The organism is Variovorax sp. GrIS 2.14 (assembly GCF_046115955.1).
In the GTDB taxonomy this organism is placed as follows: Bacteria; Pseudomonadota; Gammaproteobacteria; order Burkholderiales; family Burkholderiaceae_C; genus Variovorax.
In genome coordinates, this window is record NZ_JBJXIA010000005.1 from 1 (window position 1) to 14,042 (window position 14,042).

General features: G+C 64.9%; 15 protein-coding genes. 11 read left to right on the forward strand and 4 right to left on the reverse strand.

Annotated features, from left to right (window positions below; genetic code table 11):
• The 8 genes from RCH10_RS09950 to RCH10_RS09985 all read left to right on the forward strand — a co-directional run.
• A partial coding sequence (locus RCH10_RS09950; protein WP_409052240.1) for a TorF family putative porin occupies positions 1–366 on the forward strand: 366 nt, incomplete at its 5' end.
• Positions 367–430: 64 nt separating this feature from the next.
• A complete protein-coding gene (gene glnK, locus RCH10_RS09955) occupies positions 431–769 on the forward strand; it encodes a P-II family nitrogen regulator (protein WP_187053895.1) in 339 nt (112 codons plus the stop codon).
• A gap of 26 nt (positions 770–795) precedes the next feature.
• Positions 796–2,328, forward strand: a complete 1,533-nt coding sequence (locus RCH10_RS09960; RefSeq protein ID WP_409052241.1) for an ammonium transporter — start codon at positions 796–798, stop codon at positions 2,326–2,328.
• Positions 2,329–2,486: 158 nt separating this feature from the next.
• The gene (locus RCH10_RS09965) at positions 2,487–3,413 is read left to right on the forward strand and encodes an SMP-30/gluconolactonase/LRE family protein (protein ID WP_409052242.1); all 927 of its coding nucleotides are present in this window, start codon (positions 2,487–2,489) and stop codon (positions 3,411–3,413) included.
• 4 nt (positions 3,414–3,417) lie between these two features.
• Positions 3,418–4,578 (forward strand): glycolate oxidase subunit GlcE, encoded by a 1,161-nt coding sequence (glcE, locus tag RCH10_RS09970; RefSeq protein WP_409052243.1) that lies wholly within the window; start codon positions 3,418–3,420, stop codon positions 4,576–4,578.
• A 68-nt stretch (positions 4,579–4,646) separates the two neighbouring features.
• Positions 4,647–5,876 (forward strand): glycolate oxidase subunit GlcF, encoded by a 1,230-nt coding sequence (glcF, locus tag RCH10_RS09975; RefSeq protein WP_409052244.1) that lies wholly within the window; start codon positions 4,647–4,649, stop codon positions 5,874–5,876.
• Between the two features lie 248 nt (positions 5,877–6,124).
• Complete coding sequence (locus RCH10_RS09980) at positions 6,125–6,760, forward strand: ESPR-type extended signal peptide-containing protein (RefSeq protein ID WP_409052245.1); 636 nt, start codon at positions 6,125–6,127, stop codon at positions 6,758–6,760.
• Positions 6,761–6,842: 82 nt separating this feature from the next.
• Positions 6,843–7,256, forward strand: coding sequence for a carboxypeptidase regulatory-like domain-containing protein (locus RCH10_RS09985; protein ID WP_409052246.1), 414 nt, complete (start codon positions 6,843–6,845; stop codon positions 7,254–7,256).
• Positions 7,257–7,298: 42 nt separating this feature from the next.
• Here the strand turns inward: RCH10_RS09985 and RCH10_RS09990 are convergent, their stop codons facing one another.
• Positions 7,299–7,787 carry a glutathione peroxidase gene (locus RCH10_RS09990; protein ID WP_409052247.1) on the reverse strand — a complete coding sequence of 163 codons (489 nt, stop codon included), beginning with the start codon at positions 7,785–7,787 and terminating at the stop codon, positions 7,299–7,301.
• Between the two features lie 18 nt (positions 7,788–7,805).
• Positions 7,806–9,110: a lysophospholipid transporter LplT gene (gene lplT, locus RCH10_RS09995; RefSeq protein ID WP_409052248.1), complete on the reverse strand. Its 1,305-nt coding sequence runs from the start codon at positions 9,108–9,110 to the stop codon at positions 7,806–7,808.
• A gap of 181 nt (positions 9,111–9,291) precedes the next feature.
• Here lplT and alr point away from each other — a divergent pair, with 181 nt between their 5' ends.
• Together alr and RCH10_RS10005 are read left to right on the forward strand one after the other, a co-directional pair.
• Entirely contained in the window at positions 9,292–10,380 is a 1,089-nt protein-coding gene (alr, locus tag RCH10_RS10000) for an alanine racemase (RefSeq protein ID WP_409052249.1), read from the forward strand.
• Positions 10,381–10,411: 31 nt separating this feature from the next.
• A complete protein-coding gene (locus RCH10_RS10005) occupies positions 10,412–11,131 on the forward strand; it encodes a hypothetical protein (RefSeq protein ID WP_409052250.1) in 720 nt (239 codons plus the stop codon).
• A gap of 27 nt (positions 11,132–11,158) precedes the next feature.
• Here RCH10_RS10005 and RCH10_RS10010 read toward each other — a convergent pair whose 3' ends face one another.
• Together RCH10_RS10010 and RCH10_RS10015 are read right to left on the reverse strand one after the other, a co-directional pair.
• The gene (locus RCH10_RS10010; protein ID WP_409052251.1) at positions 11,159–12,136 is read right to left on the reverse strand and encodes a 2-dehydropantoate 2-reductase; all 978 of its coding nucleotides are present in this window, start codon (positions 12,134–12,136) and stop codon (positions 11,159–11,161) included.
• A 34-nt stretch (positions 12,137–12,170) separates the two neighbouring features.
• Positions 12,171–12,566, reverse strand: a complete 396-nt coding sequence (locus RCH10_RS10015) for a 5-carboxymethyl-2-hydroxymuconate isomerase (RefSeq protein ID WP_323497270.1) — start codon at positions 12,564–12,566, stop codon at positions 12,171–12,173.
• A gap of 61 nt (positions 12,567–12,627) precedes the next feature.
• On the opposite strand from RCH10_RS10015, the gene radA reads away from it, so the two are divergent.
• Positions 12,628–14,022, forward strand: a complete 1,395-nt coding sequence (radA, locus tag RCH10_RS10020) for a DNA repair protein RadA (RefSeq protein ID WP_409052252.1) — start codon at positions 12,628–12,630, stop codon at positions 14,020–14,022.
• The last annotated feature ends 20 nt before the right edge of the window (positions 14,023–14,042 follow it).

Consider the following 14,042-nt stretch of genomic DNA (forward strand, 5'->3'; position numbering starts at 1 on the left):
TCCAAGGACTACTTCGGCTTTGCCGGCGCGGCCAACGGCTCGGGCCTGAAGGGCCGCAACAGCGGCTACCTGAACCTGTCGTACGCCAAGGAAGTCATCCCGCACCTGACGTTGAAGGCTGCTGTCGGCTACACGCGCCTGAGCAGCGACATCCGCAAAAACACGGGCTACAAGAGCTATGTCGACTACAACGTCGGCGCGTCGTGGGACTTTGGCGGTGGCCTGTCGCTGGCCGGTGCGGTGGTCGGTGCCAACAAGAAAGACGCCTACCTGGCGGTCGTGGAACCGGGTTTTGGCCCGATCGGCGCGCAGACCCAGTCGATCAACAAGGCGCAGTTCATCGCCACGCTGACCAAGACGTTCTGACCCTCCAAATAGAAAGCGCGGCGACCGCCGCCGCGCCCGTCGGTTTTATCTCAAGGAGAACATCATGAAGCTGGTTACAGCCATCATCAAACCATTCAAGCTCGACGAAGTGCGCGAAGCACTGTCGGCCATTGGCGTGCAGGGCATTACCGTGACCGAGGTCAAGGGCTTCGGTCGCCAGAAGGGCCACACCGAGCTCTACCGTGGCGCTGAGTACGTCGTCGACTTCCTGCCCAAGGTCAAGATCGAGGCAGCCGTTTCCGACGAGCTGGTCGAGCGCGTGATCGAAGCGGTCGAGGGCGCCGCCCGCACCGGAAAAATCGGCGACGGCAAGATTTTTGTCTACAACCTCGAGCAGGTTGTTCGCATCCGCACCGGCGAAACGGGCCGTGAAGCGCTCTGAGATCAAGGCACGAAAGAACAACTGAAATGAAAAAACTGCTCGTCTCCCTCGCGCTCGGCCTGAGCGTGTTTGCCGCTGGCTCTGCGTTCGTCACCTCGGTGCAAGCGCAGACCCCGGCGCCGGCCGCCGAAGCGGCTGCGCCTGCGGCCAGCGCTGCGCCAGCGGCTCCGGCCCCTGCTGCGACTCCGGCAGCCGACGCTGCTGCAGCGCCTGCCGCTGCCGCCCCTGTCATCAAGTTCGACAAGGGCGATGTCAGCTGGATGATGGTGTCCACGCTGCTCGTCATCATGATGACCGTGCCGGGCCTGGCGCTGTTCTACGGCGGCCTGGTCCGCAGCAAGAACATGCTGTCGGTGCTGATGCAGGTCATGGTCACGTTCTCCTTGATCGTGGTGCTGTGGCTCATCTACGGCTACAGCCTGGCGTTCACGGAAGGCAATGCTTTCGTCGGCGGGTTCGACCGGCTCTTCATGAAGGGGATCTTCGATCCGGCCACCGGCGTGTTCGCACCCGGCGCGACCTTCAGCAAGGGCGTCTACATCCCTGAACTGCTGTTCGCTGCCTTCCAGGCCACGTTCGCCGGCATCACTTGCTGCCTGATCGTCGGTGCCTTTGCCGAGCGCGCCAAGTTCGGCGGCATCCTGCTGTTCATGGTGCTGTGGTTCACCTTCAGCTATGCGCCCATCGCGCACATGGTCTGGTTCTGGATGGGCCCTGACGCCTACGCAAGCAAGGAAGTCGTCGACTCGATGAACTCCAAGGCGGGCCTGATCTGGCAGTGGGGCGCGCTCGACTTCGCTGGCGGTACTGTCGTGCACATCAACGCAGCCGTTGCCGGCCTCGTGGGTGCCTTCATGATCGGAAAGCGCATCGGCTTCGGCAAGGAAGCCTTCACGCCGCATTCGCTGACGCTGACGATGGTCGGTGCCTCGCTGCTGTGGGTGGGTTGGTTCGGCTTCAACGCAGGTTCGGCCCTCGAAGCCGGCACCAGCGCCGTGCTGGCCTTCATGAACACCTTCTCGGCCACCGCCGCCGCCGTGCTCGCATGGTGCATCGGTGAAGCGCTGCACAAGGGCAAGGCTTCGATGCTGGGTGCCGCTTCGGGTGCTGTCGCCGGCCTCGTCGCCATCACGCCGGCCGCCGGCAACGTCGGCCTCATGGGTGCCATCATCATCGGCTTCGTCGCTGGCTTCGCTTGTCTCTGGGGCGTGACCGGTCTGAAGAAGCTGCTCGGTGCGGACGACTCGCTCGACGTCTTCGGCGTGCACGGTGTCGGCGGTATCGTCGGCGCGTTGCTGACCGGCGTGTTCAACACGCAATCGCTCGGCGGCCCCGGCATCGTCGGCGACTGGGTGACGGCCAGCGTCGTCACCAGCGAAATCGGCCCACAGGTCTGGATCCAGCTCAAGGCTGTGGTGCTGACCATCGTGTGGTCGGGCGTGGTTTCGGTCATCGCCTACAAGATCGCCGACCTGACGATCGGTCTGCGCGTGACGGAAGAAGAAGAGCGCGAAGGCCTCGACATCTCTTCGCACGGCGAGACCGCATACAACAGGTAACCCCCCAAGGGCTTTGCGCACTTCGTGTCGCTTTGCCCTCCCCCCTGCTGGGGGCGACACCAGCGGATCGGCAAAGCCGGATCCGCGGTGTCTTTGGAATTTAAAGGCCACCTTCCGGTGGCCTTTTTTATGGGCGGCGGTGACGCACAATTACTTCCATGTGGACCACGCTTGACGACAGCCTTTGCGAACTGGGTGAATCGCCGTTCTGGCACCCGGGCGAACGATCTCTTTACTGGCTGGATATCGCTGGACGTGCTGTGTTGCGGACTCGTGGGGACATCGGTGCCGCCGGCGCGACCGTCGAGCGATGGGCGCTGCCCAGCGAGCCGGGGTGCATGGCGCCGGCGCGGCGCGGCGGTCTGGTCATCGCGCTGCGTGACGGCATCTACCGGGCCAAGACATGGGGCGGCGCGCTGACGCAACTGGTCGGTGTCGACTACGACACGCGCACCATGCGTTTCAACGACGGCAAGTGCGATCCGCTCGGCCGCTTCTGGGCCGGCACGTTGAACGAGGCCAAGGACAAGTCCAACGCCGAGCTCTATTGCCTCGACATGCGCGACGGGCGCGCACCGGTGCTGCAACGCATGGCAGGCGATGCCATGACCGCCAACGGCCTCGCGTTCTCTCCCGACGTCGGCACCCTGTACTGGGCGGATACGGCGGCGCATGCCATCCGCGCGTGGGACTGGGTGGCCGATTCCAATACGCTGACGCGGCCGCGCGTGTTCGAGCAGTTCGCGGCCAAGCCGGCAGGCTGGACACCATCGTCGCCGGTGCGCTATGCAGGTCGCCCCGATGGCGCCACGGTCGATGCCGAGGGCCACTACTGGGCAGCGATGTACGAGGGTGGTCAACTGCTGCGCTTCGCGCCCAATGGCAAGCAGGTCGGCGCCATCGCGACACCCGTGCAGTGCCCGACCATGCCGTGCCTCGGCGGCGATGATTTGAAGACGCTGTTCGTGACGAGCGTGCGCAAGGGACGTCCCGCAGAGGAACTCGAAGAGCGACCGGCCTCGGGTTGCGTCGTCTCGATGCGCGTCGACACACCGGGGTTGCCGGTGGCGTTCTTCGAGGACTGACACGATGACTAACTCCGTTGAACTCCAGCGCATCGTCGAGCGCGTGCGCGCTGCTGCGGCCGACGCCACGCCGCTCGACATTCGCGGTGGCGGCACCAAGGATTTTTATGGTGAGGTGGCTTCGGGCGAGCCGCTCGCGACCAGCGAGCTCACCGGCATCACGAGCTATGAACCCAGCGAGCTGGTTGTCACCGTCCGTGCCGGCACGCCACTCGCCGAACTGGAGGCGCTGTTGGCCGATCAGGGCCAGTGCCTGCCTTTCGAGCCACCGCGCTTTGCGCATCCGGCCAACCCCGGCGTGCGCGGTGGCACCGTCGGCGGCATGGTCGCTGCCGGCTTGAGCGGGCCGTCGCGCGCCAGCGTGGGGGCGGTGCGCGACTACGTGCTCGGCGCCACGCTGGTCGATGGTCGCGGCGAGGTGCTGCACTTCGGCGGCACGGTCATGAAGAACGTCGCAGGCTATGACGTCTCGCGCGTGCTGGCCGGGTCCCTCGGCACGCTCGGCGTGATCGCTGAGGTGAGCCTGAAGGTGCTGCCCGTCGTGCCGGCCGAAGCGACGATCGAGTTCGCTTGCGAGCAGGCCGACGCATTGCGGCTGCTCAATGAATGGGGCGGTCGTCCACTGCCGCTGAACGCCAGCTTGTGGCGACGGCGCGATGGTGCGGGCGTGTTGTCGTTGCGCTTGCGCGGTGCGGTCGCGGCGGTCGACGCGGCGTGCCGTCATCTGGGCGGTGCGCCTCAGGCCACAGAGCCCGCTGCAGCCGGCTGGCAATCGTTGCGCGATCAGCAGCATCCGTGGTTCTCCGACCGTGAGGCGAACGGCGGTGCTTCGGCCAACGCGGATGACCTCTGGCGCCTGTCGGTGCCGCAGACTGCGCCGGCGCTCTCGCTCGATGGCTCGCCGTGGATCGAATGGCATGGCGGCCAGCGCTGGTACCAGGCGGGGCAAGGGCAATCTGAGCGCATGCGCGAAGCCGCCCGCGCGGTCGGCGGTCATGCAACCCTGTTCAGGGCGGGGGGCCGTACCGAAGCGACCGATGCAAGCGCACCGGCTGCAAGGTTCGATGCGCTGAGCGTGCCGTTGGCGCGCATTCATCGCGCGCTAATGAAAGAGTTCGACCCGCACCGGATCTTCAACCGCGGCCGGCTGTTGCCGGAAGCTTGACTCGTCTTGCTTCTTCAGCCAACACGTTAGCCAACACAGCCAGCTATCAAGGCCAGCCCCTACCCCACATGCAAACCGAACTCGCCGATGAATTTCGTGACACCGCAGACGGACAAGAGGCTGAAGCCATCCTGCGCAAGTGCGTGCACTGCGGCTTCTGCACCGCCACTTGCCCGACCTATCAATTGCTGGGCGACGAACTCGACGGCCCGCGTGGCCGCATCTACCTCATCAAGCAGGTGCTCGAAGGCAAGCAGCCGACGCGCAGTACGCAACTGCATCTGGACCGCTGCCTGACCTGCCGCAACTGCGAAACGACCTGCCCGAGCGGTGTGCAGTACGGCCACCTGGTCGACATCGGCCGGAAGATCGTCGACCAAAAAGTGCCACGCCCCGCAATGGAATCGGCCACGCGCTGGCTGTTGAAAGAAGGCCTGCCGTCGCCGCTCTTTGGGCCGGCCATGAAGGTCGGCCAGGCGGTGCGCGGACTGCTGCCCGCCGCGCTGAAAGCCAAGGTGCCCGCCAAGCAGGACGCCGGCCTCTGGCCGACGACCCAGCATGCGCGAAAGGTGCTCATGCTGGCCGGTTGCGTTCAGCCGTCGATGATGCCGAACATCAACAGCGCGACCGCGCGTGTGCTCGATGCTGCGGGCATCCAGACCGTCATCGCCAGAGAGGCCGGTTGCTGCGGTGCGTTGAAGTTTCACCTCAACGACCAAGAAGGCGGTAAGGCGAACATGCGCACCAACATCGACGCGTGGTGGCCGCACGTAGAACGCGCCGAAGTCGAAGCCATCGTGATGAACGCATCCGGCTGCGGCGTCACGGTACGCGAATACGGGCACATCCTGCGAGACGATCCGGCATACGCGGCCAAGGCCCGACGCATCAGCGAACTGACCAAAGATCTGAGCGAGCTGCTGCCCGATCTGGTGCCCGTGCTCAAGGCGCGTGTGAAGCCGCCCGAGGGCGTTATCGCCTACCACCCGCCGTGCACGTTGCAGCACGGTCAAAAACTGCGTGGGGGCGTCGAAGTCAACTTGCGCGCACTGGGTTTCGATGTGCGCGTCTCGCTCAACGAAGCGCATCTTTGCTGCGGCTCGGCCGGGACGTATTCGGTGCTGCAGCCCGAGCTCGCTTATCCGCTGCGCGATCGCAAGCTCGGCAACCTCAACCAGCTTCAGCCGAGCGTCATCGCCTCAGCGAATATCGGCTGCATCACGCATCTTCAAAGCGGCAGCGGGGTGCCGGTGAGGCATTGGATCGAGTTGCTCGACGCTGCGATTTCTGCGCATTGACTCGGTACTCAGAGAGCAGTCAAAGAGGTGTCTTTCGTGGCGTTTCTTAACATTTAATTTCTTTTCGGAAACATTGAAGTGACACTTGCGGCCGTCGCAATTGTTAATTGCCTCCCGCATTATTAAAGAGAGTGTCAGCTTCGAATAAGACAGCGACTTAGTTCCTGCGCACTCCCAAATTCCGACCCGATACTTGCGCCCCATTGCTGAGGCACTTTTTGACCGCGGCACGAAATCAGGGGAAGTCGATGAACCGGTCATACAAGAGCATCTGGAGTGAGGCGCAAGGCGCGTGGATCGCGGTGTCGAAAGTCGCTGGGGGGCGCGGCAAAAAGAGTCGTGGCGGGGCGGCGGTGATTCGTGCCTCGCTCCTGTGCAGCTCGCTGGTCTGTTTCACGCTGGTGTCGGCACAGGTTCAGCAGGCTCAGCCCCTTGCACCAGCCCCGCGGCCGCGCAATACGCTGGAGCAATTGACCGCGCAAGCCGGCATCGGTACATGCATGAGCACGATGCATCGCGTCGCACCGGGCCTGACCGGGCCCGCAGGCGCTTTCGCCGCCATGCTGATGACCAACCCGGTAGCGCCCGATGCCTCTGCGTTTGCAGCATCGGTCGAGCGCGCGGAGCCGACGGGCACGCGCTTCGTCAGTGCCGTGTTCGCACCGACCGGGCGTGGCGGGTGCGACGTGGGCTACGACATGATCGACGTCTGGGGCAAGCCGTGCGCGCAAGTTGCCGTGCAGGACCTCGGCTACACCAAGCCGCTTGATGTCGTCGGCAAGTCGATCGGCGTGGTACCGATCAGCCCGACGCATCACATCTATCTGATGCCTACGGCGGGCAACGGTTGCGTCAGCATCACTAAGGAACTGCTGTTTCCCTGACCTCGTCTGGCGCTCCGGTCCGACCCTGAACGCCGGCAGTTGTGGCGACTCTTGAGTACCCTGATTCAAGGAATGTCTGACCATGTTCAATAAAACCCGGATCGCTTTTGTCGCCGCAGCCTGCCTGGTGTTGCCCGGCGCCGCAACAATCGCTGCGGCGCAATCCGCTATGCCGGCCATGCGTGGCGAGGGCGCCGCGCGCTACGTCTGCGGCGGCATCGGCTCCGACGAATCGACAGCCTTTCGCGCCGCCATGAAGGAGCATCCGCTGGCACTGTTGTTCGCGCGAGCCGACGGTGCGTACGAGGCCGACGTCGCGGTCAGCATTCAGAACGAAAACAACGTGACCGCGTTGGCGTTTCGCGCCAGCGGGCCGGTTTGCCTGATCGATCTCCCTGCCGGAAAGTACGTCGTCAACGCCGACGCTGGCAGCGCTTCCAAGAAGCAGTCGGTCACCGTGGGTGGTGGCTCGAAGTCGGTCGACTTCCGCTTTTGATCTGACGTGAGCTGGCGCCGCCTTGCGCGGGCGCCGTGTTTATCAGGCCGTAGCCAGCGCCTTCTCGATGTCCCGCTCCATCGATGCCGGCGTGTCGAGCGGCGCATAGCGCTTCAACAGGCTGCCGTCGCGCGCCAACAAAAACTTGGTGAAGTTCCACTTGATGGCCGTGCTGCCGAGCAAGCCCGGCTTCTCCTTGCTAAGCCACTGGTACAGCGGTGCAGCGCCGCTGCCGTTGACGTCGATCTTCTCCATCATCGGAAAGCTGACGCCGTAGTTCTTGGTGCAGAACGCGCCGATCTCTTCGTTGCTGCCGGGGTCTTGCGAGCCGAACTGGTTCGACGGAAATCCAAGCACCGTCAGGCCTTGCGCAGCGTACTTTTCATGCAGTTTTTCGAGCCCCTCGAACTGCGGCGTAAACCCGCATTTGCTCGCGGTGTTGACGATGAGCAAGACCTTCCCGCGATAGCTTGAAAGCTGCACGCTCTTGCCATCGATCTGGGTTGCGTCGAAATCGTAGACGGTGGTCATGTGGTGTGTCTTCCTGGGTCAGTGGTGTTTGTCGCTGCGCGCGATGGCAAGCAGATGCTGCACCTCTTCCGGGTATTTCTGCAAGTTGCTCAGATGCCAGCGGCGAATGAGCCACATGAAACCGGCAACCAGTCCGCCGAAAGCGGTGATGGCGGCGTTGGCCGACAGGCCGAGGCCGGTGCACGCGCTGTAAAAACCACCGAGCAACAAAATGCAGGCTTGCTCGTTGAAGTTTTGTACGGCGATCGAACGGCCAGCGCCCATCAGGTTGTGGCCGCGATGCTGCAGCAGCGCGTTCATCGGCACCACCAGAAATCCGCCGCATCCGCCCAACAAAATCAGGAACGGCACAGCAAGCCACACGTTGCCGATGAAGATCATGCAGATCACCAGCACGCCCATTCCGATGCCCATCGGAATGACCTGCGTAGCGGTGTCGAGCCGCATGCGCATCGACGCCGCCACAGCGCCGACCGCCATGCCGATGGTGACCACGCCGGTCAGCCAGGACGCCTGCGTCGTGTTGTAGCCGAGTGCCACCGAACCCCAGGCGATGACGATGTACTTCAAGTTGCCGCCAGCGCCCCAGAAAAGCGTGGTGGTCGCGAGCGAAATCTGGCCGAGCTTGTCGCGCCAGAGGCGTGCATTGCAGTGCCAGAAGTCGGGCAACAACGATGCGATGTTGCGCACCAGGCCATGCTGCTTGTTGCTGCGCAGCGACCGCATCTCCACGCCCGTGTGCGGGATGCGCGTGTTGAACCAGGCCGCCAATACATAGACGAAGATCAGCACGCTGATCGCGGCGGCCGGCGGCGTGTCGACGCCGGTGTCGATGAACGGCAGATCGAACCGCAGCAGATGGCTCGACACCGTGTGCCCGACCAGCGTGCCGCCGAGCACGATGCCCAGCAGGATCGATGCGATCGTCAGGCCCTCGATCCAGCCGTTGGCCTTGACCAGTTGCGATGCCGGCAACAGCTCGGTCAGGATGCCGTACTTGGCCGGTGAGTACGCCGCGGCGCCGAGACCGACGATGGCGTATGAAAGCAATGGATGCGTGCCGAACAACATCATCAGACACCCGACCACCTTGATCGCATTGCTGATGAACATCACTTTGCCCTTGGGCAAAGCGTCTGCGAAGGCACCGACCAGCGGTGCCAGCACCACATAGAAGACCGCGAAGATCGGCACCAGCGCGGCGCGCTGCCATTCGGGTGCGCCGGCACTTCTCATCAGTTCGACGGCGGCCACGAAAAGCGCTTGGTCGGCCAGTGACGAAAAGAACTGGGCCGACATGATCGTGTAAAAACCGCGCTTCATCGAGGGGCTGAATGGCCAGAGAGGGGGCTGCTGGCAATAGTGAAAAAAGGCTTCCGCTACAGGCGGATGGGCGGTTATAGCATGGGGTTGCGATGCCAAAATGAGCACTACCACCCGTGTTTTCTGTGGGCATTGCGCCTTTTTTCGCACATTCTTTTGCACATTCAAAAACGAGTCCGAGATGCCCCGTCCGATTCTTGCCACCGTTCACGCCGACGCACTGCGCCACAACCTCGAGCGTGCGCGTCGTGCCGCGCTCGATTCGCGCGTGTGGGCGGTGGTCAAGGCCAACGCTTACGGCCATGGCATTGAACGCGTGTTCGACAGCTTTCGCGGCGCCGACGGTTTCGCGCTGCTCGACCTGGCCGAAGCCGAGCGGGTCCGCGCGCTCGGCTGGCGCGGTCCGGTGCTGCTGCTCGAAGGCGTGTTCGAGCCGCGCGACCTCGAACTTTGTTCCCGCCTCGACCTCTGGCACACCGTGCATTGCGACGCGCAAATCGACATGCTCGCCGCGCACAAGACGCAGGCACCGCAACGCGTGTTCCTGAAAATGAACTCCGGCATGAACCGGCTCGGTTTTGCACCATCGCGTTTCAGGTCGGCCTGGACCCGGCTCAACGCGTTGCCGCAGGTCGACGAAATTTCGCTGATGACGCACTTCAGCGACGCCGACGGCGCGCGCGGCATCGCGCACCAGCTCGAAGTGTTCGAAGACGCCGCGCGCGACCTGCCGGGCGAGCGGTCCATTGCCAACAGTGCTGCCACGCTGCGGCACGCGGCGCTGGCCCGCGGCGACTGGGTGCGGCCGGGCATCGTGCTGTACGGGAGCGCGCCCGACTTCCCGGCGCACGATGCGGTGCACTGGCAACTGCAGCCCGGCATGACGCTCTCCACGCGGCTGATCGCGGTGCAGACGCTGCAGGCCGGCGACACTGTCGGCTACGGCTCCAGCTTCACCGCCGAAGGGCCGCTGCGCATCGGCGTGGCGGCGGTGGGTTATGCCGACGGCTATCCGCGGCACTGCACCACCGGCACGCCGGTGCTGGTGAACGGGGTGCGCACGCGCATGGTCGGGCGCGTCAGCATGGACATGATCACGGTCGACCTCACGCCCGTGCCGGACGCAGGTTTCGACAGCGACGTCACGCTGTGGGGCCGCGCCGCTAAAGGCGCCCTGCTGCCGATCGACGAGGTTGCCCAGGCGGCCGGCACGGTCGGCTACGAGCTGATGTGCGCGGTCGCGCCGCGCGTGCCGTTCGCCGTCGACTGAGCGGACTGGCAGCCATCAGGCGCACGCGCGGATGAAAATTCTTTCGAACTGGCGGTCCGTTCGGCTTTGGGAAAGTGAGTTGGAGCGCGACCTGCATCGCGACTACAGCCTGCGCACGCACGGCATTCTGATCGGCAGCGCCATGCTGCTGCTGACGTGGGCGGTATCCGCCTTGCTGATGCACTTCGGCACGCACTCGCTCGCTGCGCGCTATGCCTTCACGCTGGGTGTCGGCTACCTGGGGTACCTGGCCTTGTTGCGGTGGTGGGCGCAACGGCTGGTCCAAGGGCGCACGCAGGTGAACCCTGACGCGCCTGATCCGTCGGACTTCGGCCTCGAAGCCGTGGGCGAAGTCGCGTCCAACGGCAGCTTGCTGTCCGACGCGGCCAGCGGCGCCTTCGATGTCGCGGCGGCGGCCGACGACGGCGCGATCATCGTCGTGCCTGTCGTTGCCATCTTCCTGATCGTCGTGGCGATCGTCTTCGGCGCCGGTTGGCTCACGCTGCTCTACTTCGGCTGGGACACGCTGCTGGCGGTGGCCGTGGAAGTCGCGTTCTCCTATGTGTCGGCACGTGCCGTCGTGCGCGTGGCACGCGAGGGCTGGCTGGTGGTGGCGGTCAAACTGACCTGGAAGCCGTTGTTGGGGGCGCTGTTGTGCGCCGTGTTGCTCGGCGCGACCATCGATCACTTCATGCCGCAGGTGCACTCGCTGCCCGAAGCGGTGCGGGTGCTGCTGCAGCACAACCGCTGAGCGCACCCACTCCGCTGCTGCAAACGTTCAATAGAGCCCGAGCTCCCGGCCCTTGAGCCGTGCCAGACCGAGCAACGCATCGGTGAACGGCGTCGACACCTTTGTCAGCTGCCCGAGTTCGCGCACCACGCTCACCAGCGCATCGAGCTCGATGGCGCGATGCGCCTCCACATCCTGCAGCATCGAGGTCTTGAACGCGCCGAGCTTGCGCGTGACGGCATGCCGGTCTTCCGGGCTGTCGGTGATCGCGATGCCGATGCGCGCGCCGATCTCCTTGGCCTCCAGCATCACCGCTGAAATAAAGCCGAGCACCAGATCGTCGGACATGATCTTGTCGGTGGTGGCGCCGGTCAGTGCGCTGATGGGGTTGACCGTCATGTTGCCCCACAGCTTGAACCAGATGTCTTTTTGGACCTGCGGCGACACGCTGCATTCGATGCCGGCACGGGTAAGCAGCGCCGCCAGTTCGGTCACGCGCGGTGAGGCGCCACCGGCCGGCTCGCCGATGATGAGCCGGTTGCCGAAGTGGTGCCGCACCACGCCGGGCGCGTCGAGCGAGCAGCTCGCATGCACCACGCCGCCGATCACATGTGACGCCGGGATGGCGGCGGCGATGGCGCCGTCGGGATCGACCGCTGCCAGCCTCGAGCCGGCCAGCGTGCCGCCGAAGCCGCCTTCGAGGAACCACCAGGGCACGCCGTTCATCGCGGTCAACACGATGGTGTCGGGACCGATCAATGGTGCGATCTGCGCAGCCACGCCCGCCAGCGCCGGCGCCTTCACTGCGACCACCACCAGGTCTTGCGGCCCGTGCTCGGCCGGGCTCGCGACTGCGTGGACCGGCACGCGCAGACGCACGTCGCCACGCACGAGCGACAGGCCGTCCCGTTGCAAGGCATCGAGCGTGGCGCCGCGTGCCACGACGTTGATCCGTTCACCAGCTTGGGCAAGGGCGACGCCGATCCATCCGCCGATTGCGCCGGCACCGTAGATGCAGATTTTCATGATGTCAGAGGTGTCGAAAGGTCTTGAAGATGGCTCAGAGGTACTGGGCGAGGTTGTTCAGTTTGCCGGCGTAGACCTCGGCACCTTCGTCGATCTGCAAGGTGAGCCCGAGCGCGCGGCCGGCGGCAATGGGCGCGAAATGCATTTCGATGGCGGCCATCAGCGTGTCGCCGACTTTCTTCTTGAGCGCATCGCTGCGGCCTGGCGTGATGCGCAGTTGCAGCCAGACGAATGCACGATCGGGCGCGCCGTCGGCCACCGCGAACTGTTGCGCCGGCCAGGCCAGCACCCGTGTTCCGGTGATCGGAAAGACCGGCGCACCGCTGTCGTCGAGCGTGCCGACGAGCGTCGCGCGCAGGTGTTCGCAAAGTTCGTCGATGCGAAGTTCGTCTTCGAGGTTGGCGGTGTATTCGATGCGAAGGTGCGGCATGGTGCGATGTCTCCGTGTGTGCGGGGTGAGCGGCGGCGACCACCTTTATAGTCGCAGGCCCATGGCCAAAGACAGAAGCATCTACGTTTGCACCGAATGCGGAGGCACGAGCGCGAAATGGCTCGGCAAATGCCCGAGCTGCGATGCATGGAATACGCTGGTCGAGCAGGCTGCTGCGGTGCAACCCGGCAGCGCCAACAACCGCTTCGGCGCTCCGGTGTTCACCGCTCTGGCCGGCGCTGCCGAACTCGCCACCCTGTCGGACATCGAAGCCACCGACATGGCGCGCACGCCGACCGGGCTCGACGAGCTGGACCGCGTGCTCGGCGGCGGCATCGTGTCGGGCGGCGTCACTCTCATTGGCGGCGATCCGGGGATCGGCAAGTCGACGCTGCTGCTGCAGGCTGTCGATGCGCTCCAGCGCGCCGGGCAAAACGCGATCTACGTCACCGGCGAAGAAAGCGGCGCACAGGTCGCGCTGCGCTCCAAACGCCTGGGCCTCGATCACTCGCAGGTGCAGGTGCTGGCCGAGATCCAGCTCGAAAAAATCCTGGCCACGCTCGACGCCACGCGGCCGGCGATCGCGGTCATCGATTCGATCCAGACCGTCTACTCGGATCAACTCACGTCTGCGCCCGGCTCCGTCGCGCAGGTGCGCGAATGCGCAGCGCATCTGACGCGCTTCGCCAAGGCCAGCGGAACGGCCGTGGTGCTGGTCGGGCATGTCACCAAAGAAGGCGCGCTCGCCGGCCCACGCGTGCTGGAGCACATGGTCGACACGGTGCTGTACTTCGAGGGCGACACGCACTCGAGCTTCCGGCTGGTGCGTGCCATCAAGAACCGCTTCGGCGCGGTCAACGAGATCGGTGTATTCGCCATGACCGAGCGCGGGCTGAAGGGCGTGACCAACCCGAGCGCGATCTTTCTGAGTCAGCACGCGGAGCCGGTGCCCGGCAGCGTGGTGCTGGTCACGCTCGAAGGCACGCGGCCGATGCTGGTCGAAATCCAGGCGCTGGTCGACAGCGGCGGGCCGAGTCCGAGACGGTTGTCGGTCGGCCTGGACCGCGACCGCCTCGCCATGCTGCTGGCGGTGCTGCACCGTCATGCGGGCATCGCCTGCATGGACCAGGACGTGTTCGTCAATGCGGTCGGCGGCGTGCGCATCAGCGAGCCGGCGGCCGACCTGGCCGTGATGCTGGCCATCACTTCGAGCCTGCGCGGCAAGCCCTTGCCCAAGGGCTTTATCGCGTTCGGCGAAGTCGGCCTGGCCGGCGAAGTGCGGCCGGCGCCGCGCGGCCAGGAGCGTCTGCGAGAAGCCGCCAAGCTGGGCTTCAGCGTGGCGGTCGTCCCAAAAGCCAACGCGCCCAGAAAGGGCGCGAAGGAAATCGAAGGGCTGACCATTCATCCGGTCGAGCGCATCGAAGAAGCGATGGACGTGGTGCGGCAGCTTCATTAGCTGCGCGCAGGCCAAGCCTC

Coding starts and splice junctions, on each gene's coding strand:
- RCH10_RS09980 (WP_409052245.1), top strand. CDS start 6,125: ATGAACCGGTCATACAAGAGCATCTGGAGTGAGGCGCAAGGCGCGTGG.
- RCH10_RS09965 (WP_409052242.1), top strand. CDS start 2,487: ATGTGGACCACGCTTGACGACAGCCTTTGCGAACTGGGTGAATCGCCG.
- alr (WP_409052249.1), top strand. CDS start 9,292: ATGCCCCGTCCGATTCTTGCCACCGTTCACGCCGACGCACTGCGCCAC.
- RCH10_RS09990 (WP_409052247.1), bottom strand. CDS start 7,787: ATGACCACCGTCTACGATTTCGACGCAACCCAGATCGATGGCAAGAGC.
- radA (WP_409052252.1), top strand. CDS start 12,628: ATGGCCAAAGACAGAAGCATCTACGTTTGCACCGAATGCGGAGGCACG.
- glnK (WP_187053895.1), top strand. CDS start 431: ATGAAGCTGGTTACAGCCATCATCAAACCATTCAAGCTCGACGAAGTG.
- RCH10_RS10015 (WP_323497270.1), bottom strand. CDS start 12,566: ATGCCGCACCTTCGCATCGAATACACCGCCAACCTCGAAGACGAACTT.
- RCH10_RS10005 (WP_409052250.1), top strand. CDS start 10,412: ATGAAAATTCTTTCGAACTGGCGGTCCGTTCGGCTTTGGGAAAGTGAG.
- RCH10_RS09960 (WP_409052241.1), top strand. CDS start 796: ATGAAAAAACTGCTCGTCTCCCTCGCGCTCGGCCTGAGCGTGTTTGCC.
- glcF (WP_409052244.1), top strand. CDS start 4,647: ATGCAAACCGAACTCGCCGATGAATTTCGTGACACCGCAGACGGACAA.
- lplT (WP_409052248.1), bottom strand. CDS start 9,110: ATGAAGCGCGGTTTTTACACGATCATGTCGGCCCAGTTCTTTTCGTCA.
- glcE (WP_409052243.1), top strand. CDS start 3,418: ATGACTAACTCCGTTGAACTCCAGCGCATCGTCGAGCGCGTGCGCGCT.
- RCH10_RS09985 (WP_409052246.1), top strand. CDS start 6,843: ATGTTCAATAAAACCCGGATCGCTTTTGTCGCCGCAGCCTGCCTGGTG.
- RCH10_RS10010 (WP_409052251.1), bottom strand. CDS start 12,136: ATGAAAATCTGCATCTACGGTGCCGGCGCAATCGGCGGATGGATCGGC.